Raw genomic sequence first — 19,249 nt, 5'->3', positions numbered from 1 at the left:
CTGACTCCTATTCGCAGTTGAATTCGCCGTTGTAGAGGAATGCCTCGACGCTCAGCTCGGACATGTGCTCGCACGGGTCCTCATGCCAGTCGCCGAATGGGTCATAGAACTCGTCCCACCTTGCGGGGTTTGCCATTTCGTCATTGGTGAGCAGCGCGCCGCGTAGCGCATCCAGCACCTCGGCGCGGTCGGCACCGCATACCAGCACCGTCATCGCGGTATGCCGGTCCCCGAACCGGTAGTCCCACATGAGGTCGGCGAATGCCCGTCGTTCGGGATCGGCCTGCCCCACCTCGACTGAATCCATTGCCGCAAGCCATTTTCCGGCAGCCGAGACTCTGAGCCCACCACCCGCCGATTCCAGCCACATCGCTTGCTCGGCCTGGGTTGCCAGCCACAGCCGACCCCGGGTGCGGATCACACCGTCGAGCAGTAAGTCGATCGCGGCATGCAACCGTTCCGGGTGGAAGGGCCTGCGCGCGTTGAATTCCACCAGCCCGACGCGACCATCGACCACCAGAGAGGGCTGGCCCGCGAGCAGCGCACCATGCGGGTCGTCTGCCTGGCCACATCGCGCATCGTCCTCCAGATGGTCAAGGGCTTGTTCGACACGACCGATGCGCGCGGTGATGCGTGCCCGCGGCACCAAACGTCGCAGCACCGAGAGCACCTCGGGTTCTGGGTTGCGTGCCACCAGGACATCGGCGAACTCGGCCTGGCCGATCACCACCTGCGCCAATGTCCGGCCGTCGTCGAGCTCGTCATCGCCGATCGCCTGTTCCAGCCAGTTCTCGGTGTCGATACACGAGACCAATGCGGCGATCTCCACATCGCGCGCCGCAGGCCCGTCGACAAATCCCGGCCCCACCCGAACGGGCACGCTGTTGATCGCCCAACAGATCGGATCGGCTTCCAGCCATGGCTCCAGGTGCAAAACGATCCGCCCGACGTCCTCCCGCCGATGCAGCTTCCTCAGCAGAATAAGTAGATCGTCGCGGACCGTGCACGAGACACAGCCATGGGCCAGCTCTAGAACGGTCACTTGTGGGTCCCGAGCACCTGCGCCACCCGTGACGGACCGCTTCACGATGTGCCCGTCGAACCGGTGCGTCACGACAACCGTCCCTGGGTCGCCGGACAAGACCTTGACGACCGCATCGGTATCGACCTGTCCTGCCACGAGTACCACCGGCGTGCGATGACGCACGTGTGGGAAGAGCGGCAAGTCCCGCATGTCATCTCCCTTTTGTGACCTTATTGCAAACGATTTTCATTACTGCGAGGTTCACGGTACAGTCCCAAACAGCACTTGTCGAAAACGATTCCCATTATCAATATGGGTACGAATGGAGGTCCGTTGTCCGCGCATTGCGAGGTGACCGGACGGTCACCGGGCTTCGGTAACGCGGTATCGCATTCGCACCGCCGCACCCGTCGCCGCTGGACGCCCAATATCCAGCTCAAGACCTATTACCTGCCCTCGGAGGACCGGCGCATCAAGCTCCGGGTGAGCACCAAGGGCATCAAGGTGATCGACCGCGACGGTATCGAGGCCGTGGTGGCACGGCTACGAGCACAAGGTCGGAAATTCTGATGGCGAGCAATGAGATCCGCCCCATCGTGAAACTGCGATCCACCGCGGGCACCGGATACACGTACGTCACCCGCAAGAACCGGCGCAATGATCCGGACCGGATGGTGCTTCGCAAGTACGACCCCGTGGTGCGCAAGCACGTGGATTTCCGAGAGGAGCGCTGAGATGGCCAAGAAGTCCAAGATCGCCAAGAACGAGCAGCGACGCGTCATCGTCGAGCGCTATGCCGAGCGACGCGCAGAACTCAAGGAGATCATCCGCCAACCGTCGAGCAGTCAGGAGCAACGCGTAGCCGCACAGGCCGAGCTGGCCCGCCAGCCGCGCGACGCCAGCGCGGTACGACTGCGCAATCGCGACGCGGTGGACGGCCGACCACGCGGCTACCTGCGCAAGTTTGGACTGTCCCGAGTGCGAGTTCGCGAGCTCGTGCACGATGGATCGCTACCCGGCGTCCGGAAAGCGAGCTGGTGATGGCTGCCAAGACCACACGCAATCGTCGCGCCAAGCTCGACGACACCAAGCCTGCCAAGCCGAATCTCTTTGCCAAGCTGGGTCTTTCGGCGGTCGACTACAAAGACACCAACACCCTGCGACTGTTCGTGTCCGAGCGCGGCAAGATCCGGTCGCGGCGGGTGACGGGTCTGACGGTGCAACAGCAGCGCCAGGTCGCCATTGCGATCAAGAACGCACGCGAGATGGCACTGCTGCCCTACGCCTAATCTCCCATCACTGCGTCAGCGCGGCTGTGGAATCGCGTTCTCCAACAGGAAGACGTGGTCGGGGCTGATCACCTTGGTGATCGCGGTACCGAACAAGGTGCTGGGCTGCGCGGGTTGCTTGGCCACATCGGTATTGAGCAGTGCCACCACCGTGGTCTGCTCGGCGGGTGAGTAGATGGCGAGTGTCTGGTAACCGGGGATGCTGCCATTGTGACCGATCCACCCTCGAGCATCGAAAATCCCTAAGCCATAACGGATATCGTCGGGCACCGGGGGCATAGCCGCGGTCTGCAACCGCTGCTCCTGGGTAGCGGGCTTGAGAAGCTGCCCAGTCGCCAACGCAGGCACCCAGATCCGTAGATCTTCAAGCGTGGAGACCATCGCGCCCGCCCACGACGCCCACGACGGGCTCCAGTCTGTGGAGTCGATGAGCGGTCCGGTCGGCGTCAGCTGCGTGTAACCCTGTGCATGCGGATCGGGAATGGTGTTGGTTTCCGGAAAGCTGGTGTGGCTCAAGCCGAGTGGAACGGCAATGTGCTCGCGTACGTATGCGGGCAGCGTCTTTCCGCTGACCTTCTCCACGACCTGTCCCAGCAGCACGGCATTGGTATTGCTGTACTCATAGCCCTGCCCTGGCGGGAAATTGGACGGCTGAGCGAAGGCGTAGTCGAGCAGCTGCTGGGGGCTGTAGTGGCGCCGAGGGTCAGCCTCCAGGTCGCGGTTGAACGCCAGAGACATCGAATAGTTGAACAGGCCGCTCTGCATCCGGGCGAGCTCACGCAGGGTGATCTTGTTTCCGCCCGGAACCCCGGCCACATATTTGGCAATCGGCTCATCGAGCCCGAGCTTGCCCTCGTCGACGAGTTGCAACACCGCGGTCACAGTGAATGTCTTTGTCACACTGCCGATTCGGTGGTAGAAGTCGGGGTGCATCGGCTCGCGGGTCGTCGTGTTCGCGACGCCGAAGGTGCGTACGTACGTGCCCTTGGGCCCCCACACACCAACGATCGCACCCGGGACCGCGGCGCTCGCCAGCACCTCATTGATGGCGGTGTCGAGCTTGGCCGATGTGGCGGCGTCCAGATCTGCGGTACGGATGCCCGAACGCGTTCCACAACCGCCGACGAACATCGCAATGACGAGAACTACACAGAAGATTCGGCGCATCAGAACAGTGAGTACTGCGCTCCGGCGCGGTTTCGAACCGTGAACTGCTCGATATCGGTGCCTCCGGCAACACGCCCGACCAACGTCATGAACGTCGCGTCGTCCAGCAACGGAACACCGAGCGAGCGAGCATGAAACCCCTTACCCTGCTCAGGGTTTGGATGATTGCAAATCACCATCGAAGTGTCCTCATCGACCGCGTCGGCATACGCAAGGCCGGCATGCATGATCTGTTCGATCAGCTCCTCATGCGTGCGGGCAACCTCGGCGCTCAGAGCAACGCGCATGCCCTGCACCAAGGGCTGCCCCGCCGTGTACGGGCCGGGATTGAGCCAGTCACACGGCTGACGGGATGCCAGCGTCTTAAGTGGGCGCAGCTCGTCGTGCGTGACACGACCGTTGGGCCAGCGCTTGCGGCCGGTCTCGCGGATCGGCAGCCAGGTACCGCGTTCCCGAGCCCTGTCGAGCACCTGCGGCAGCACCTCGGCGAGCACCCGGGCATCGTCGTAGGCGTCATGTGCCTTGAGCTGCTCGACCCCCCAATGCGCAGCGAGAGTTTCCAGGCGCAGGTTCGGTGTGTCCAGGTCGAGGCGCCGGGTCAGCTCGACCGTGCACATCACTGCCTCGGTAGGCAGCTCGGCGCCGGCCAATTCCGCCTCAGCCGTCAGGAAGGAGTAGTCGAACCCGACGTTATGGGCAACCAGCGTCCGACCCCGCAGCAGCGCAAGCAGATCGGGGACGATATCGGCGAACTCCGGCTGTCCCTCCAGCATCTCCGGGGTGAGTCCATGAACATGCGTCGGGCCCGGATCAACACCCGGGTTGAGCAGACTCACCACACTGTCGGTGATGGTCCCGTCGGCATCCACCGCCAACGCCGCGAGACTGATGACGCGCGCACGACCCGGCTGAAAGCCGGAAGTCTCCAGATCGACCACGACCCACTTGGGGCTGTGGTCGGGCGTCTGCCCCCAGATCGGCATGACTCAGGATGGCATGGGGTGCCGACAACCGGGTCTAGGCGCGCGGGGTCCTGAGCACCTGCCGACCGATGGCGTACTTGTGCACCTCGGTGGGGCCGTCGTACAGCCGGAACGCGCGCATATCGCGGAAGATCATTTCCACGGGTGTCTCATCGCTGATACCGATTCCACCGAGCACCTGGACGCACCGGTCGGTGACCTTGAACAGCTCTTCGGAGACAAACGACTTCGCCATCGAGCTCTCGTGGCGGCCCTTGGCACCGTTGTCCATCATCCAACAGGCATGCCAGATGGTGAGGCGACACTGGTGCAGCGCGATCTCGTTATCCGCGAGCATGAAGGAAACCCCCTGGTGCTCGCCGATGGTCTTGCCGAACGAGGTCCGGGTACGCGCGTAGTCAACCGCGATATCCTGAGCGCGGGCGGCAGCGCCGAGCCACCGCATACAGTGCGTCAGCCGGGCCGGAGCCAAACGCAGCTGCGCGTACCGGAAGGCCTGTCCGGTCTCGCCGAGCAGCGCCTCACGCGGCAGGGTCAAATTGTCGAACCGCACGACCGCATGCCCCTCGGCGTAGTTGCGGTCCATCGTGTTCATGATGCGTTCGATCACAATGCCTTCGGTATCCCCGTCACAGAGGAACAGCGTGGGCCCCTCGGGCAGGTGATCATTGGCCTCCAGGTTGGCCATGATGATCCACGTCTTGGCGCCGCGCGCTCCGGTGATGAGCCACTTGCGCCCGTTGATGACGAAGTTCTGGCCATCGAAGGTGGCCGAGGTCTTGAGCTGCGACGGGTCCGATCCGGCTCCGTCGGGTTCGGTCATCGCGAACGCCGAGCGCTGGTGTCCCTCGATGACGGGGCGCAGGAACTTCTCGGACTGTTCCTCATTGGTGATCTTGCCGAGCAGGAACATGTTGCCCTCGTCGGGTGCGGCACAGTTCATGGCGATGGGGCCGAGGGTTGACCAGCCCGCAGCCTCGAAGATCACCGCCTGGCCGATATGCGAGAGGCCCCAACCACCATAGGATTCCGGCGCCTGTACGGTCAGCAGACCGGCATCCCGGGCCTTACCGACAAGCTCGTTACGCAGGTCGTCGGTGGGGCCGTGCGCGGTGAGCCGAGGGTCGCGCTCGTACGGAATCACGGTCTCGGTGACGAACTCGCGCACCCGCTGCGCCTTCGCGGTCAGCTCATCCGGAACGCTGAAGTCGATCATATTTCTCCCTCGGTGAATTGTGTTGCCGCCCAATCAAGTACGGCCATGGCAATGTTTTCGAAATCTGCGTACTCGGTACCGATGAGGTCGCCGGCCTGCCATTTGCGATACAACTGCATCCACGCAACGGCCAGGCGTAGCCGTGCACAGGCGGCATGCCAGTGCAATGGCTGCGCTTCGGCTCCGGCCGCCGCGAAGTAGGAGGCGATGACCTCCGCCCGGCCTCCAAAACCTGCTGTGGTGGTGGGCATTTGATTGACGGCACGCACCGACTCCGGGTCACCGGGCTCCATCCAGTACGACACCAGAATCGCCAAGTCGAAAAGGGGGCAGCCCCGGGTGGTCATATCCCAATCGATGATGGCGTTGGGGGACAACGTTTCCCGATCGACGAGCATATTGTCCAACTTCAGATCCATGTGCAGCAGCGAAACTCCCGAGGGCTCGGGGATCTGCCGTTCCAGCCGCGAGGTCAGATTCGTGACGACACCCGGCAGTCCGTCGGGCCAGACGGCGTGGGCCCGGCGTGTCCAGCCGGTGAGCTGACGCTGTAGGAAGCCCTCGGGCTTGCCGAGGTCACCGAGGCCCACGTCCTCGGGCGCCACCCGGTGCAGGGAAGTCATGGCCTCGATCAGGGTGGCGGTGATAAGGGTCGGGGCATCACCGGGAAGGCCGTCGGGCAGCTCGCCGCCGATCACCAGCCCATCGCGGTATTCGACGAACTGGAAGGGAGTACCCAGGACATCGAGGTCGTCGCAGTACAGCAGGCCCTGCGGGGCCAGTGGGAATCCTCCATTGAGCCGCGAGAGCACCCGCCATTCGCGGGCCATATCGTTGGCGCCCTCGGCAATCGGGCCTGTCGGCGGACGCCGGAAGACGGCCGGTTTGCCGTCGAGAGACACCCGATAGTTGAGATTGGCCTTGCCTCCGGAGAACTGTCGCGCCGCTTCGACATCGAGGGCGTGCCCCTGTCTCGTGACCCATGCCGATAGCGCAGCCCAGTCCTGTGACGTGGTCTCAGCTGTGGCCCGGAACACAGGCGTAACCCTAGCCGCCCACCCAACCGGCTGGTTGGTTGGGGAGACGCTCACCCGTTTTCGCTGGCAGCGTCGATCAGCCGTCCAAGTATCCGCCTGAGTTCACGTTGATCGTCGGCACCTAGTCGGCCGAACATCTCGTCCTCTGCGGCCCAGATGGCCGACTCCACGCGATTGAGTAACGCCTTGCCCTTGACGGTGACCCGGGCCGGTAACGCTCGCCCCGAGGCTGGCACCGTTGGCCGGGACACCAATGCGACGTTCTGCAACCCATTAAGAACCTGATTCATCGCCTGCGCCGAGACATTGTTCTCGCGCGCCAGCTCAGCACTGGTACGCCCAGGGTTTTCGTTGAGCATCCGCAAGCACATGAACTCCGGCATCCCGAGCCCGAGTGGCCGCAGCACAGCAAGGACCTGCGGACGCATCACGGCACCGGCCCGAAACATCAGGTAACCCAGTGGCTCGACCTCATCGGATTCACTCATCGGAAGCATCCTGGCATGAACCTTCCAGGACGCACGCAGACTCATGCCCTTTGGCTCGGCATAACTCAGGCAATAGGACCGACCGACTCGCGCCTGCTGTCGGATTCACGCGGGGGCTCAACATCGGCCAAACAGGCGAGCCATTGCAGTGCAATGGATTACCACTCCTATGCAAAATTCTCAGGAGACTCATATCAAGAACATTGACATGTCTGATTCGACGCCTGTATCAAGGAGGTTGATACAGGTTCAGTCGACGACAGGTCAGCTGCCTGATCATCAGAAAAGGAGAATTAGATGTCTGATTCATTTACGAGCTCCGAAGGTCCCGGCTCCGGTTTCGGCGGATTCGACGGACCCGGGTTTGGCGGACCCGGATTCGGCGGCCCGGGTTTCGGTCCCGGCGGTTTCGGTCCCGGTGCTTTCGGTCTTCGAATCAAGCGCGCGGTCACCGCCTCATTGCTGCTTGACGGGCCGGCTAGTGCCGCAGAGATCGTGCAGCGTGTCTCGGATACCACCGAGGGTGAGATCACCCTTCCCGAGCCTGTGGTCGCGCGAGTTCTCGAACGGCTAGCTCACCGCGGCGTCGTTAAGACCGATGACGGCGTGGCCACCCTGACCGAGTTCGGCCTGAAGCTGCTCGCGAAGCGGGGCATCACCAGCCAGACCGCGCAGGCACTGCGAGCCAAGCTCTTCCCGAAACTCGTCAACGTTCTCAAGCTCCGCTCGGGGCTGGCCGAGATCGCCGGCCTGGCGCGCGTTATCGCCGTGACCGGCACCGACGAGCAGAAGGAGAAGCTGGCCGAGGCCGGCGCCACCCTCCTGACCACGGTCAACGACGTCAAGCGATCGCTACAGAGCGCTGTCGCCTAGGAGTAGTTCAGCACTGCCCGTGCGGCTGTCCCCTCCGGCCGTACGGGCAGTGAACGCTTGCTCGATGGCGGTGACATCGTCCCCTCTCGACCGCCTCCAATAAACTGCGCGAATGCCCATCGACCACCTCTCGGTGCGCGGCCGGATCGCGCTGGCCGCCGGACGTTCGGCACGCTGGGCGTCCCGGATCAGCGGTCGCGGCGCGGGCTCCATGATCGGCGGGCTCATCGCGCTCAAGTTGGACAGCTCCGTGCTGGCACAGTTGGGCCGCGGACGTCGCACGGTCGTGATCACCGGCACCAACGGCAAGTCCACCACCACCCGGATGACCGCTGCCGCGCTCGCCACCGTGGGACCGGTTGCCACCAACACCGAGGGCTCCAACATGGACGCGGGTCTGGTGGCGGCGCTGGCCGGCACCCGCGAGGCCGAGCTCGCGGTGCTCGAAGTCGACGAGATGCATGTGCCGCATGTCGCGGATGCGGTCAGCCCCGCGGTCATCGTGCTACTCAATCTCAGCCGCGATCAACTGGACCGCGTCGGCGAGATCAACAACATCGAACGCACCCTGCGCAAGGGACTGGCCCGGCACCGCGATGCGGTGATTGTGACGAACTGCGATGACGTTCTCATGACATCGGCCGCGTACGACAATCCTAATGTCGTCTGGGTAGCCGCCGGCGGCGGCTGGGCTGGAGATTCGGTGAGCTGCCCGCGCAGCGGAGAACTCATCATGCGTGACGGAAACCATTGGTACAGCACGGGAACCGACTTCTCGCGGCCCGATCCCAACTGGTGGTTCGACGACGACCGCATCTACGGCCCCAGCGGAATCAGCCTGCCGATGTCACTGACGTTGCCCGGCACCGCGAACCGCGGGAACGCCACGCTTGCGGTGGCGGCGTCCGTCGAGCTCGGCGCCCGCCCCGGTCCCGCCGTCGACGCCGTATCGGCCGTCGATCAGGTGGCCGGCCGATACCGGAGCATTGACCTCGGCGACCACACGGTGCGGCTACTGCTGGCCAAGAATCCGGCCGGATGGCAAGAGGCGCTGTCGATGGTGGACACCGACGCGGACGGGCTCGTCATCGCGGTCAACGGGCAGGTTCCCGACGGGGAGGATCTGTCCTGGCTGTGGGATGTCAACTTCGAACATTTCGCGTGCGATAACGGTCCAAATGACGCGCCTACCAGCGTGCCCCCTGTCGTCGCTTCCGGAGAACGCGGCACCGACTTGGCGGTCCGGCTGACCTACGCGAGCGTCACACACACCCTGCATCACGACCCGGTGCAGGCCATCCGAGCGTGCCCGCCCGGCAAAGTCGATGTGATCGCCAACTACACCGCGTTCCTCAACCTGAACCGCGCTCTGGCCAAAGATGGTGCGATATGAGCCAATCCACCGTCCGTATAGGCCTGGTACTCCCCGACGTCATGGGCACCTACGGCGATTCCGGCAATGCCGTGGTGTTGCGGCAACGGCTGCGGATGCGCGGCATCGACGCCGAAATCGTCGAGATCACCCTGGCGGACCCTGTCCCCGATTCCCTCGACGTATACACCCTCGGCGGTGCCGAGGACTACGCGCAGCGGCTCGCCACCCGTCATCTCATCGCACACCCGGGACTACAACGCGCGGCCGAACGCGGCGCACCGGTGCTGGCGATCTGCGCGGCCATCCAGGTTCTCGGACATTGGTACGAAACATCATCGGGTGAACGGGTTGAGGGCGTCGGAATGCTCGATGTCACCACCAGCCCGCAGGCCAAACGCACCATCGGCGAACTGTCCGGTGTCCCCATCATGGCCGAGCTCGAGGCCACCCTCACCGGATTCGAGAACCACCGCGGCGGAACGGTTCTGGGGCCGGCAGCGGCACCGTTGTCCAAGGTGACCCGCGGAGCGGGAAATCGCGCCGGAGACAACATCGATGGCGTGGTGCAGGGCAGCGTGATCGCCACCTACATGCACGGCCCATGCCTGGCGCGCAATCCCGAGCTGGCCGACCTCTTACTCGCTCGCGCCATGGATGTGCACGGGCTGACTCCGTTGGATCTGGACGAGGTTGAGCGGCTACGCCGGGAGCGCTTGTCCGCCCGGTAGTTCGGGGTGCAAGGAACGATTCGGGTCTTGAGCGGCGAGCACACTCGCATGTGCGGTTTTACGGCCGGCTCGGCCTCCTAGTGCGCTCCGTGCCGGGGCTTGAATTCGAGTAGTCGATTACTCACGTATGCCCGGCCGTACGCGCAATACGTTCCGTGGGCAATTCAAGGTCCATGCCAAACCCCAAGGAGCGATTGTGACGAGTGAATCTATTGCTCGGTTCTTAAAGGCCGAGCGGCGCAGTCTGACTGTGCCAGACGAGAAGTCGGTGATCGTCGATCCCGGCGACCGTGAATGGGCGGATGTGACTCATCGCCTGGAAATCGCCGGGTTCGACGACCTTCAGGCGCTGCGCCTAGTCCCGGAGCGTTTGGACGAGCAAGTCGCACGCCAAGCCATCGCGGCCGACGACATTGATGCACGCGAGATCGCCCGCCGGATGGCCGAAACTGTCGCCGAACACGCTGACACCCAAGATTCGTGCTGCACACCGTGTGCAAGCAAGAGTGACGGGAGAGTGAGCTACCCCGCACGACTCGGTCAGCTCTACCGGGAAATCCGCCCGGCAATGCATACGCATCTGTCACGCGCAGTTGGCGACGCACTCGGGGTCCCTCTTGAGGCCGACAGCCAGCAGGCGAAGATCACCCATGCATTAGCCCAGCGGTACGCCGCACACGTCACCCGAATCCCGCTGGTAGTCGTGCTGTTGAAAGACATCGAGATTGGCAAGAACGCCACGCTGACATTGGGGTCGAAGGCGAAGAGCCTGTGGGCCAACGACATCCGCATTCATTCTGGGGGGCGACTCGTTGTCACCTCCAGCTACATCAAGATCCGCGCGACATCCGTCCGCGGCAACCTGGCATAAGCAGAAGGAGTAATAACCATGCCGAACATCATCAGCAATGGTCCAAACGGCGATGCCGGAGTGACAGGGGCGCAGGGTCCACAAGGGCCCACTGGCGCGACAGGGACCATGGCGAACTGCAATTGGATCGACGACGACTGCGCCACCCGAGGCGGGACCGGCGGGACTGGCGGCAACGGTGGAGCTGGCGGTCCAGGTGGCCACGGTGGCCACGGCGGTGTGATCGACTTTGAGGTAGAGAACTTCATGGACGGCGTATCGCTTCAAGCCAAGGGCGGCCACGGCGGGCCTGGTGGGCACGGTGGAGTCGGCGGAACCGGTGGCACCGGAGGCAAAGGCGGCGACGGAGACGACTGCGAATTCGGTAGAACCGGCGGCAATGGCGGCACCGGGGGTCGCGGCGGAGATGGAAACTTCGCCGGCATCGGCGGCAATGGCGGTGTCATCCTCGTCAAATGCCAACACGACCTGTCCCTAGGCACTCATCCGATGGACGTGTCGGCGGGCACTGGTGGCAATGGCGGGATCGGTGGCGGTAGCGGTCCTGGCGGATCGGTGGGCGCTAACGGTGCGACAACCGGCGTGTTTTCGTCCTCGTCAGACTGCAGCGGACCGGGACCTCAACCTAATCCGGGCTCACCTGGCGGTCCGGGGACTTCGGTGACGGTGTCGGGAGCGCAAGGCAACCCTGGTCAAGCGCAGTTCCTCATCGTCCCCTGAGCGTAAGCATGCTCAAATGTGCGGTTTCGCAGCCAGATTCCGTACATTTGGGCATGCTCGCGGGGGAAGTTAGAGGGGCCGACGGCCGGAGAGGGCGCGGCCCAAAGTCAGCTCGTCGGCGAATTCCAGGTCCCCGCCCATCGGTAGACCCGAGGCCAGCCGGGTGACGGACAGCCCGGGAAAATCGCGCAGCATCCGCACCAGATAGGTGGCCGTCGCCTCACCCTCGGTGTTCGGATCGGTGGCGATGATGACCTCCGAGATGGAGACCCCGTCTTCGTCAGTTCCTATGCGCGTCAACAGTTCCCGGATCCGCAGCTGATCGGGTCCAACGCCTGAGAGCGGGTCAAGCGCTCCACCGAGCACGTGATAGCGACCGCGAAACTCGCGCGTGCGCTCGACCGCCTGTACATCCTTGGGTTCCTCGACGACGCATACCAAGGAAAGATCGCGTCGCGAGTCCGAGCAGATACGGCAGCGTTCCTTATCGGAGACGTTCCCGCAGACCTCGCAGAACTGGACACCATCGCGCACCCGCGCCAATGCGGCGGCCAGTCGGTCGATATCGGGGGCCTCGACACCCAGTAGGTGAAAGGCGATGCGCTGTGCGCTCTTGGGTCCTACCCCGGGCAGCTTGCCCAGCTCGTCGATGAGGTCCTGGACCGGGCCCTCAAACACCGGGCAATCCCAGCCCTCCACCAAGATCGCCGAAACCGCCCGCGAGCGGACCCAGCCGCTGGCTTGCGAGTTCCTGCGTCTTCGACGTCAGGTCGGCTAACGCGCCGATGATCAGGTCCTGCAGCGTTTCGATATCCGCGGGGTCGACGACCTTCGGGTCGATCTGGACACCAGTCACTTCGCCGCTGCCCTTAGCGGTGATCCGCACCAGGCCGCCCCCGGACTCCCCGGTGACCTCGGCGGCCGCGATCTGCGCCTGAGCAGCCATCAGCTGCTGCTGCATCTGCTGTGCCTGCGCGAGCAGGGCTGACATATCCGGGGCGCCTCCGGGTTGCATGGGTCTCCTTAACGGGCCGGTATCAAGTTGGTCACGCTCGCCGGGCCTCGGCGGGTCGCCACCAAGGGTAGCCGTCGACCGGGCTACCGTGGCCAGGTGCGAGTGAGTTTCTGGCGCGCCGCGGGTCTGGCCGGGACGGCGCTACTGACGGCGGCATCGGTCACGGTGCTGCCCATCGTTACGCCGTCCCCCGTCACCGCCGGCGCAGCACCCGGTATCGCCGGACGGATCGTCGTGCTGGATCCCGGACATAACGGAGCCAACGACGGCTCGATCAACAATCAAGTGCCCGACGGTCGCGGGGGCACCAAGAGCTGCCAGACCAGCGGCACCGTCACCGATGGCGGGTACCCCGAACACACCTTCGCGTGGAACACCGTGCTGCTCATTCGTCAGCAGTTGACCCAGCTCGGCGTGCGCACGGCCATGACCCGCGGGGACGACGACAAGCTCGGACCGTGCATCGACAAGCGCGCGGAAATCGAGAATGGCTTCAACCCGGACGCCGTGGTGAGCATCCACGCCGATGGTGGCCCGGCCGGCGGCCACGGCTTCCACGTCAACTACTCAAGCCCTCCGGTCAACGCCGTACAGGGCGAGCCGACGCTGCGCTTCGCCAAGACCATGCGCGACAGCCTGCAGGCGGCCGGACTGACACCGGCGACCTATATCGGCACCGGCGGCCTGTACGGACGCTCAGATCTTGCCGGCCTCAACCTGGCTCAGCACCCCAAGGTGCTCGTTGAACTCGGCAACATGAAGAACCCGCAGGACTCCGCGATGATGACGAGCCCCGAGGGCCGCGCCAAGTACGCGCAGGCCGTGGTTCAGGGCATCGTCGCCTATCTCAGCGGTACGGCGCCGGCGCCGGAGGTAGACCCCGCGGCGGCACCGGCGCCCGGCGGTTAGCCCGCTCGGTCTTCTTTACGGCGCCTCTACCGTCTTCTTCAGGTTGGCCAACACCTCTGCCTGAATCTTCTTGAGCCCCAACGGTGCGAAGGTCTTCTCGAAGAATCCCTTGACACCGCCGCCGCCCGTCCATGCGGTCTTGGTGGTGACGGACGAGCCGGCCCCGGCAGGTGCGACGGTCCAGCTGGTCACCAGGGTGGAGTTGGCGTCCTTCTCGATGACGGTGTGCCCGGCCACGCTGACGCTGGACTTGATGTCCCGCACACGCGACTCGGTGGCCTGCAGCTTCCAGGACGCGACAGTGCCCTCACCTTGGCCGCCCTCGAGTACCTGGTAATCGCGGTAGTGGCCGGACAAGATCTTCGGGCGCACGTTCTGGTAGTCGGCAACCGCGGCGAGCACTGCCTCGGGCGCCGCATCGATCAACACCGAACTGGACGCGCTTACCTGACCCATCGGTTCTCCTTCTGGACGTCTACGACTGTGTGTAGTCGAAGTCTAGACGCGTCGATCGGGCCCCTAGTCGCCCACCAGATCCCCCAGGCGCCGCTCCCCATCCACCGTCTGGCCGCCGCGTGCGAGGAATCCGGCGATCCTGTGCACACTGTGCTCGTTGGTGAATGCGGCAACGATGGCCGCCCGTTCCGCGGCCAATCCCGGCTCCAGATCGATGGCCAGCGCATCGACGGTGCTCTTGGCGCCGGCGATCAGTGCCAGCGGATTGGCAGCGATACGCCGGGCGAGCCGGTCCACGAACCGCCACCCCTCAGCGGGGTCCAGGGCACGGTTCACCCAGCCGTATCGCTCCGCCAGGTCGGCGTCGAAATCGTCATGACCCAAAATCACCTCGAGTGCTCGCGCCCGACCCATGCCTTGGACCAGATGTTGCGGGCCCGACCCGGCCGGGACGATGCCCAGACCCGTCTCCACCTGATTGAAGGTGGCCTTGCCGCGGACCGCGAAACGCATATCGAGATTGAGGAGAAACTCGCTGCCCCCGCCGGCAACGCGGCCCTCGACGAGGGCGATGGTGGCCTGACGCAGCGCACGAAACCTCCCGACCAGCCGTTGGAAGGATTCGACCGACTCTGCCGTACGCGCCGACTCCGTTTGCAGGATTTCGACGTTCAGGTGGGCGATGAAGAAGTCGGGGTTGGCGCTGCCGAACACCACCACCGTCACGTCCTCACGGTCGGCGAGCCAACGGGCCAGCCGGGACAGACTGGACATGAGTGGCCCGTCAAGGAGATTGAGCGGCCCATGGTCGATCCGGACCGTCAGCACACGATCGTCGAGCTCACAATGCAACCCGGTGAGCTCGGGTACATCGGGGCAGGCCATCAGAACGCGACGGATCCCGGTGGCAGCCCGAGTTGCACCCGCCCGAACAACTCATAGGCCGAATCGGTGTCGTACACAACGTGTGTGGACAACGTATTGACATCACGTAGATGGCGTTGCAACGGCGAATCCTCGTATTGAGCGGAGGCCCCGCATGCCTCGACTGCCTCGCTGATGGCTTGTTTACACAGCTCGACAACGTAGGCGCAGTTGCGGCGAACGGCCACCCGGTCTTCAACCGTCAGCCCCTCGTTGGAACGCAGCTTGTCCTCCACGTCCCGCACCGTCGCTAACAGCAGGGTGCGAGCTGACTCTGCCTGCGCGGCAACATGTCCCATTCTACGGTGCGCAGTGGCCAGCTTGGACTGCTGCTCCATCGAATAACGCAGCACCCGGGTCTTGATCTTTTCGGTGAAGAGCTCGACCGTGCCCAGTGCCATCCCCACCGCAGGCGCGGCCGCGACATTGGATAGTGCGCAGAACAGCGGTATCCGGTAGATCGACGACCCGTGCAAGTCCGCTGACGGCGACTGTCCTCGCGCCAAGGGCCCGAACTCCTGCACCCGATGGTCGGGAACGAAGACATCGTTGACCGCGATATCCATGCTTCCGGTGCCCCGCAGGCCCGATGTGTACCAGGTGTCGATGACCTCGATATCGCCCCTGGGGATCATGAAGGTGCGTAGGTCGGGGTATTTCGGCGGCTCGTCATGCTGAACCACCGCCGCCACCGAGGCCCACGACGCATGCCAGACGCCACTGCCGAATTGCCAACGTCCACTTATCTTGTAGCCGCCCTCGACCGGAGTGGCGACGCCCGATGGCGACCAGCTGCCCGGGAACAGCAGCGGAGATGCCGATCCGAACATCTCATCCTGCAGCTTCTCGGGGAACAATCCGGCTAGCCAGTTGTGAATTCCATAGATGCACAGAGTCCATGCGGTGGATCCACATACCTTGCCCACTTCGATGACCGCGCCGACCAAGGTTTCCAGGCTGGCCTCGTCGCCTCCGTAACGGCGCGGCGCCATCAGACTGAACAGACCCGACTGGGACAGCTCGGCGATGGTCTCGTCAGGCATCCGGCGCAGCCGCTCTGCCTCCAGCGCCCGTGCGGCGATGGCGGGCGCGAGTGCACGAGCGCGCGCAGCGGCATCGGTCTGTAGTGCTGTCGAACTTGTCATCAAAACCTCACAACCTGCGCAATCATTGGGGAATGACACGCGATCAGATTAAACCTGAATCTGGATTCAGGTTTAATGTAACCTTGGCAGGTGTCGATGTCTAGCGATTCAGCGATCGGGCCCGTGACCGCCGAGCAACCCTCGACGCAACGCGGTCGCAGCACCCGCCGCGCCTTGATGGATGCTGCACGCGAGGTCATCGCCAGAGTTGGGTACGCCGACGCACGGGTTGTCGATATCACCACAGAGGCCGGCAAGTCCGTCGGTGTCTTCTACAACTACTTCACCGACAAGGCCGAACTCCTTCGCTCCATGGTGGATGAGTTCCGCGACCAGGCCTATACCCGCGGTGACACCGTCATGACCGGCGATCGCGAACCGTACGAAGTGATCCGGGACATCGTCACCGTGTACTGGACCACTTACCGCGAGCACGCGCCGGTTCTTTCAGGGGTATTCCAGGCTGCACAGATCGACTCGGCATTCGTCGACTACTGGCGCGACCTGCGAGCCCCGGCGCGCACGTTGATCGCCAACAACATTCGGCGCCTACAAGCACACGACTACTGCCCCGGTATGGATCCCGACATCACCGCATCGGCGATCGGGGCAATGCTGGACTACTTCTGTTACGTCTGGTTGGTCGAGGGGGGCGAGGCCAGACGCAGCTCGGTCACCGACGAGGAGGCCATCGACACGTTATCCCGTATCTGGTTCAACGCATTGTGGTGGAAGACGGAAGGCGCGCATGGCACCACCTGAGTGGGTGGTGGCGCTTCTTTCCCGCGCCGAGCTCATGCCGCTGGATGCGCAACCGCTGACCGGAGGGGTGTCCTCCGATGTGTGGCGCGTGCGGCTGAGTTCAGGGGAATCCGTGGTGGTCAAGCGGGCCGTCGAACGGCTTCGCGTACAAGCGCATTGGGTCGCCCCCCTCGAGCGCAACACCTTTGAGGCGCGCTACCTCGCGCGCGCTGCGGGGATCGTGCCCTCCTTCACTCCACGCGTTGTGGTGGCCGACGAGGATCTGCACGCGTTCGCGATGACCGATCTGGGGCCGCTCCCGTCCTGGCGGGACGATCTGGCAAGTGGACGAATCGATCCGTCTGTCGGTTCCGCACTTGGTGGACGCCTCGCCACAGTTCACGCCCGCACAGCCGGTGATGCCACGGCAGCAAGCGAATTCGCATCCGACGACCTGTTCGAGACGTTACGAATCGAGCCATACCTGCGCTACACCGCGCAGCGCCTCCCCGAACACGCGGCGGTCCTGTCGCAACTGGCCGACGATCTCGCGGCCACGCATATCGCGCTGGTACACGGCGACGTGAGCCCCAAGAACGTCATCGTCACCCAGGATGGGCCGGTACTGACCGACGCCGAATGCGCGTGGTATGGCGACCCTGCCTTCGATCTGGCGTTCTGCCTTAATCACCTGCTACTCAAACGAATATGGAAGCCGACGCACCGCGATCTGTTGCGGGAGACGAGTGCGAACCTCCTCGCCACGTACCTGCAAGGCGTCTCCTGGGAACCACCTGATGCTGTGGCAGCCCGCGCCGCGCGGCTCCTTCCCGCACTGGTGCTCGCCCGCATCGACGGACGGTCACCGGTGGACTATCTGTCTGCTGCTCAACGCGATTCACTACGTACGTCGGCAGGGCAAGCCCTGGACGAATCGGCCACGGATCCGTTGGCCATCACACATCACATAGAGGAGCTCGCAGTCAGATGACCGGGACACAGATCAGCGGGGTACACGCTCGGCGGGTGTGGGATTCGCGGGGACGCCCGACTGTGGAGGCGGAGCTGCTACTACGCGACGGCAGCAGCGGGCGGGCGATCGCCCCTGCCGGCGCCTCCCGCGGCAGCGGTGAAGCGACCGATTTGCGAGACGGTGGGGCATCTTTCGCCGGGTACGACGTGACCGCGGCAATAGCGGCCGCCCACGGGCTGGCGGAACACCTCGTCGGAGTCGACGCCACCGACCAGACCGCGGTCGACGCGGCGCTCGCGGTGGCGGACGGCTCGGCTCAGTTCACTGCCATCGGCGGAAATACCGCGGTAGCGATGTCGATGGCTGCCGCACACGCCGCAGCCGCCTCACACGGTATCCCATTGTGGCGGTACCTGATCGGTGATGCGAAGGCCGCAATGCCACTGCCGGAGATTCAGGTTATCGGCGGGGGCGCCCATGCCGCACGGCGCACCGACGTCCAGGATTTCATGGTGGTGCCCGCCGCCGCTGACAGCATCGAACAGGGACTTAACTGGGTGGCCGAGATCCACCGTGCCTGCGGCACAATACTTTCCGAGCGCGGCCGGCTCGCCGGAGTTGCCGATGAAGGCGGATGGTGGCCGATGGTGGATTCCAATGAGGACGCGTTGGAGCTGCTGGTCACCGCCATCGAGCGCGCCGGGTTGCAGCCGGGTCAGCAGGTAACGATCGCGTTGGATATCGCGTCGAGCGAGTTCGGCAGCGGTGGTCGCTACCGTCTGGGACTCGATGGCACCGAGCTGGACTCCGACGCGTGGTCGGAGGTTCTGATCGGCTGGATCGATAAGTATCCAATCGCCTCCATCGAGGATCCGTTGGCCGAGGACGATCCCGCGGGTCTGACCGCGTTCACCCAGGCGGTTGGCCATCGCGTGCTCGTCGTCGGAGACGATTTCACGGTGACCAATGCCGACCGCGTGCGCGGAGCAACCGAGATCGGCGCGTGTAACGGCTTGCTGGTAAAGCCGAATCAGGCCGGAACGCTCAGTGCCGCCAGGTCTGCACACAACACCGCTCACGACTGCGGATGGGACACCATCGTGTCCGCGCGATCCGGTGAGAGCGAGGATGTCACCATCGCACACCTGGCAGTCGGCTGGGGCGCCGAGCAACTCAAGGTCGGTTCCATCACCAGATCCGAACGCACCGCGAAATGGAATGAGCTGCTCCGCATCGACGAACAGCTGGGCGGAGCACCGATTCGGTTGGGAAGATTGACCCTTGGTTAGTCTCCGATAGGCCCGGTTGGTAACAC

24 protein-coding genes are annotated in these 19,249 nt (G+C 64.2%); 13 read left to right on the top strand and 11 right to left on the bottom strand.

All coding sequences use genetic code 11. The features are described 5' to 3' along the window. Positions 1–7: 7 nt before the first annotated feature. On the bottom strand, positions 8–1,234 hold the full coding sequence (locus AB0H22_RS13295) for a GTP-binding protein (protein WP_358146875.1): 1,227 nt from the start codon (positions 1,232–1,234) through the stop codon (positions 8–10). Between the two features lie 123 nt (positions 1,235–1,357). On the opposite strand from AB0H22_RS13295, the gene rpmB reads away from it, so the two are divergent. Genes rpmB through rpsR form a run of 4 tightly spaced genes read left to right on the top strand, consistent with a single transcriptional unit; the run spans position 1,358 to position 2,313 of the window. Beyond that, positions 1,358–1,594, top strand: coding sequence for a 50S ribosomal protein L28 (rpmB, locus tag AB0H22_RS13290; RefSeq protein WP_180750842.1), 237 nt, complete (start codon positions 1,358–1,360; stop codon positions 1,592–1,594). Continuing rightward, positions 1,594–1,758 carry a 50S ribosomal protein L33 gene (gene rpmG, locus AB0H22_RS13285; RefSeq protein ID WP_155941137.1) on the top strand — a complete coding sequence of 55 codons (165 nt, stop codon included), beginning with the start codon at positions 1,594–1,596 and terminating at the stop codon, positions 1,756–1,758. The genes rpmB and rpmG overlap by 1 nt, the downstream gene beginning before the upstream one ends. Before the next feature lies 1 nt (position 1,759). Continuing rightward, entirely contained in the window at positions 1,760–2,065 is a 306-nt protein-coding gene (gene rpsN, locus AB0H22_RS13280; protein ID WP_180750607.1) for a 30S ribosomal protein S14, read from the top strand. Continuing rightward, positions 2,065–2,313: a 30S ribosomal protein S18 gene (gene rpsR, locus AB0H22_RS13275; RefSeq protein ID WP_180750606.1), complete on the top strand. Its 249-nt coding sequence runs from the start codon at positions 2,065–2,067 to the stop codon at positions 2,311–2,313. The genes rpsN and rpsR overlap by 1 nt, the downstream gene beginning before the upstream one ends. A 15-nt stretch (positions 2,314–2,328) precedes the next feature. On the opposite strand, the gene AB0H22_RS13270 is transcribed toward rpsR, so the two are convergent. From AB0H22_RS13270 to AB0H22_RS13250, 5 genes are read right to left on the bottom strand one after another with little or no spacing between them, the layout of a single operon-like run. Further along, positions 2,329–3,480 carry a serine hydrolase domain-containing protein gene (locus AB0H22_RS13270; RefSeq protein WP_358146874.1) on the bottom strand — a complete coding sequence of 384 codons (1,152 nt, stop codon included), beginning with the start codon at positions 3,478–3,480 and terminating at the stop codon, positions 2,329–2,331. Continuing rightward, complete coding sequence (locus tag AB0H22_RS13265; protein ID WP_180750604.1) at positions 3,480–4,463, bottom strand: DEDDh family exonuclease; 984 nt, start codon at positions 4,461–4,463, stop codon at positions 3,480–3,482. The genes AB0H22_RS13270 and AB0H22_RS13265 overlap by 1 nt, the downstream gene beginning before the upstream one ends. 34 nt (positions 4,464–4,497) lie before the next feature. After that, the gene (locus tag AB0H22_RS13260; RefSeq protein ID WP_180750603.1) at positions 4,498–5,679 is read right to left on the bottom strand and encodes an acyl-CoA dehydrogenase family protein; all 1,182 of its coding nucleotides are present in this window, start codon (positions 5,677–5,679) and stop codon (positions 4,498–4,500) included. After that, positions 5,676–6,770: a phosphotransferase family protein gene (locus AB0H22_RS13255; protein ID WP_358146873.1), complete on the bottom strand. Its 1,095-nt coding sequence runs from the start codon at positions 6,768–6,770 to the stop codon at positions 5,676–5,678. The genes AB0H22_RS13260 and AB0H22_RS13255 overlap by 4 nt, the downstream gene beginning before the upstream one ends. Continuing rightward, on the bottom strand, positions 6,767–7,213 hold the full coding sequence (locus AB0H22_RS13250) for a MarR family transcriptional regulator (RefSeq protein ID WP_180750841.1): 447 nt from the start codon (positions 7,211–7,213) through the stop codon (positions 6,767–6,769). The genes AB0H22_RS13255 and AB0H22_RS13250 overlap by 4 nt, the downstream gene beginning before the upstream one ends. 288 nt (positions 7,214–7,501) lie before the next feature. Here AB0H22_RS13250 and AB0H22_RS13245 point away from each other — a divergent pair, with 288 nt between their 5' ends. The 5 genes from AB0H22_RS13245 to AB0H22_RS13225 all read left to right on the top strand — a co-directional run bounded on the left by AB0H22_RS13245 (position 7,502) and on the right by AB0H22_RS13225 (position 11,771). Next, the gene (locus AB0H22_RS13245; RefSeq protein WP_358146872.1) at positions 7,502–8,077 is read left to right on the top strand and encodes a hypothetical protein; all 576 of its coding nucleotides are present in this window, start codon (positions 7,502–7,504) and stop codon (positions 8,075–8,077) included. A 112-nt stretch (positions 8,078–8,189) separates the two neighbouring features. Further along, positions 8,190–9,470: a Mur ligase family protein gene (locus AB0H22_RS13240; RefSeq protein ID WP_358146871.1), complete on the top strand. Its 1,281-nt coding sequence runs from the start codon at positions 8,190–8,192 to the stop codon at positions 9,468–9,470. After that, on the top strand, positions 9,467–10,180 hold the full coding sequence (locus AB0H22_RS13235) for a type 1 glutamine amidotransferase (protein WP_180750599.1): 714 nt from the start codon (positions 9,467–9,469) through the stop codon (positions 10,178–10,180). The genes AB0H22_RS13240 and AB0H22_RS13235 overlap by 4 nt, the downstream gene beginning before the upstream one ends. A gap of 196 nt (positions 10,181–10,376) precedes the next feature. Further along, positions 10,377–11,051: a hypothetical protein gene (locus tag AB0H22_RS13230; RefSeq protein ID WP_358146870.1), complete on the top strand. Its 675-nt coding sequence runs from the start codon at positions 10,377–10,379 to the stop codon at positions 11,049–11,051. A gap of 18 nt (positions 11,052–11,069) precedes the next feature. Beyond that, positions 11,070–11,771 carry a hypothetical protein gene (locus AB0H22_RS13225; protein WP_180750598.1) on the top strand — a complete coding sequence of 234 codons (702 nt, stop codon included), beginning with the start codon at positions 11,070–11,072 and terminating at the stop codon, positions 11,769–11,771. 69 nt (positions 11,772–11,840) lie between these two features. Here AB0H22_RS13225 and recR read toward each other — a convergent pair whose 3' ends face one another. Next, a complete protein-coding gene (gene recR / locus AB0H22_RS13220) occupies positions 11,841–12,449 on the bottom strand; it encodes a recombination mediator RecR (RefSeq protein ID WP_180750597.1) in 609 nt (202 codons plus the stop codon). After that, positions 12,442–12,786 (bottom strand): YbaB/EbfC family nucleoid-associated protein, encoded by a 345-nt coding sequence (locus AB0H22_RS13215; RefSeq protein WP_180750596.1) that lies wholly within the window; start codon positions 12,784–12,786, stop codon positions 12,442–12,444. The genes recR and AB0H22_RS13215 overlap by 8 nt, the downstream gene beginning before the upstream one ends. 165 nt (positions 12,787–12,951) lie before the next feature. Here AB0H22_RS13215 and AB0H22_RS13210 point away from each other — a divergent pair, with 165 nt between their 5' ends. After that, positions 12,952–13,695, top strand: coding sequence for an Rv3717 family N-acetylmuramoyl-L-alanine amidase (locus AB0H22_RS13210; protein WP_180750839.1), 744 nt, complete (start codon positions 12,952–12,954; stop codon positions 13,693–13,695). 15 nt (positions 13,696–13,710) lie between these two features. On the opposite strand, the gene AB0H22_RS13205 is transcribed toward AB0H22_RS13210, so the two are convergent. The 3 genes from AB0H22_RS13205 to AB0H22_RS13195 form a co-directional block, all read right to left on the bottom strand. Next, positions 13,711–14,151 carry an SRPBCC family protein gene (locus AB0H22_RS13205; RefSeq protein ID WP_180750595.1) on the bottom strand — a complete coding sequence of 147 codons (441 nt, stop codon included), beginning with the start codon at positions 14,149–14,151 and terminating at the stop codon, positions 13,711–13,713. A gap of 63 nt (positions 14,152–14,214) precedes the next feature. Continuing rightward, positions 14,215–15,036, bottom strand: coding sequence for an enoyl-CoA hydratase/isomerase family protein (locus AB0H22_RS13200; protein WP_358146869.1), 822 nt, complete (start codon positions 15,034–15,036; stop codon positions 14,215–14,217). Then, entirely contained in the window at positions 15,036–16,220 is a 1,185-nt protein-coding gene (locus AB0H22_RS13195) for an acyl-CoA dehydrogenase family protein (protein WP_358146868.1), read from the bottom strand. The genes AB0H22_RS13200 and AB0H22_RS13195 overlap by 1 nt, the downstream gene beginning before the upstream one ends. Positions 16,221–16,310: 90 nt before the next feature. On the opposite strand from AB0H22_RS13195, the gene AB0H22_RS13190 reads away from it, so the two are divergent. The 3 genes from AB0H22_RS13190 to AB0H22_RS13180 are packed head-to-tail and all read left to right on the top strand — an operon-like array spanning position 16,311 to position 19,223. Continuing rightward, entirely contained in the window at positions 16,311–16,982 is a 672-nt protein-coding gene (locus AB0H22_RS13190) for a TetR/AcrR family transcriptional regulator (protein ID WP_358146867.1), read from the top strand. Next, entirely contained in the window at positions 16,969–17,952 is a 984-nt protein-coding gene (locus AB0H22_RS13185; protein WP_180750591.1) for a phosphotransferase, read from the top strand. Before AB0H22_RS13190 ends, AB0H22_RS13185 begins: the two co-directional genes overlap by 14 nt. Continuing rightward, a complete protein-coding gene (locus AB0H22_RS13180) occupies positions 17,949–19,223 on the top strand; it encodes a phosphopyruvate hydratase (RefSeq protein ID WP_180750590.1) in 1,275 nt (424 codons plus the stop codon). Before AB0H22_RS13185 ends, AB0H22_RS13180 begins: the two co-directional genes overlap by 4 nt. The last annotated feature ends 26 nt before the right edge of the window (positions 19,224–19,249 follow it).

Source organism: Mycobacterium sp. NPDC050853, from assembly GCF_040653875.1.
Lineage (GTDB): Bacteria > Actinomycetota > Actinomycetes > Mycobacteriales > Mycobacteriaceae > Mycobacterium.
This window is presented reverse-complemented; position numbering and strand designations above follow the sequence as displayed.

What these genes read in the sequence shown, in the direction of transcription:
- AB0H22_RS13295 (WP_358146875.1), bottom strand. Translation starts at nt 1,234, where the DNA reads ATGCGGGACTTGCCGCTCTTCCCACACGTGCGTCATCGCACGCCGGTG.
- rpmG (WP_155941137.1), top strand. Translation starts at nt 1,594, where the DNA reads ATGGCGAGCAATGAGATCCGCCCCATCGTGAAACTGCGATCCACCGCG.
- rpsN (WP_180750607.1), top strand. Translation starts at nt 1,760, where the DNA reads ATGGCCAAGAAGTCCAAGATCGCCAAGAACGAGCAGCGACGCGTCATC.
- rpsR (WP_180750606.1), top strand. Translation starts at nt 2,065, where the DNA reads ATGGCTGCCAAGACCACACGCAATCGTCGCGCCAAGCTCGACGACACC.
- AB0H22_RS13270 (WP_358146874.1), bottom strand. Translation starts at nt 3,480, where the DNA reads ATGCGCCGAATCTTCTGTGTAGTTCTCGTCATTGCGATGTTCGTCGGC.
- AB0H22_RS13265 (WP_180750604.1), bottom strand. Translation starts at nt 4,463, where the DNA reads ATGCCGATCTGGGGGCAGACGCCCGACCACAGCCCCAAGTGGGTCGTG.
- AB0H22_RS13260 (WP_180750603.1), bottom strand. Translation starts at nt 5,679, where the DNA reads ATGATCGACTTCAGCGTTCCGGATGAGCTGACCGCGAAGGCGCAGCGG.
- AB0H22_RS13250 (WP_180750841.1), bottom strand. Translation starts at nt 7,213, where the DNA reads ATGCTTCCGATGAGTGAATCCGATGAGGTCGAGCCACTGGGTTACCTG.
- AB0H22_RS13245 (WP_358146872.1), top strand. Translation starts at nt 7,502, where the DNA reads ATGTCTGATTCATTTACGAGCTCCGAAGGTCCCGGCTCCGGTTTCGGC.
- AB0H22_RS13240 (WP_358146871.1), top strand. Translation starts at nt 8,190, where the DNA reads ATGCCCATCGACCACCTCTCGGTGCGCGGCCGGATCGCGCTGGCCGCC.
- AB0H22_RS13235 (WP_180750599.1), top strand. Translation starts at nt 9,467, where the DNA reads ATGAGCCAATCCACCGTCCGTATAGGCCTGGTACTCCCCGACGTCATG.
- AB0H22_RS13225 (WP_180750598.1), top strand. Translation starts at nt 11,070, where the DNA reads ATGCCGAACATCATCAGCAATGGTCCAAACGGCGATGCCGGAGTGACA.
- AB0H22_RS13215 (WP_180750596.1), bottom strand. Translation starts at nt 12,786, where the DNA reads ATGCAACCCGGAGGCGCCCCGGATATGTCAGCCCTGCTCGCGCAGGCA.
- AB0H22_RS13205 (WP_180750595.1), bottom strand. Translation starts at nt 14,151, where the DNA reads ATGGGTCAGGTAAGCGCGTCCAGTTCGGTGTTGATCGATGCGGCGCCC.
- AB0H22_RS13200 (WP_358146869.1), bottom strand. Translation starts at nt 15,036, where the DNA reads ATGGCCTGCCCCGATGTACCCGAGCTCACCGGGTTGCATTGTGAGCTC.
- AB0H22_RS13195 (WP_358146868.1), bottom strand. Translation starts at nt 16,220, where the DNA reads ATGACAAGTTCGACAGCACTACAGACCGATGCCGCTGCGCGCGCTCGT.
- AB0H22_RS13185 (WP_180750591.1), top strand. Translation starts at nt 16,969, where the DNA reads ATGGCACCACCTGAGTGGGTGGTGGCGCTTCTTTCCCGCGCCGAGCTC.
- AB0H22_RS13180 (WP_180750590.1), top strand. Translation starts at nt 17,949, where the DNA reads ATGACCGGGACACAGATCAGCGGGGTACACGCTCGGCGGGTGTGGGAT.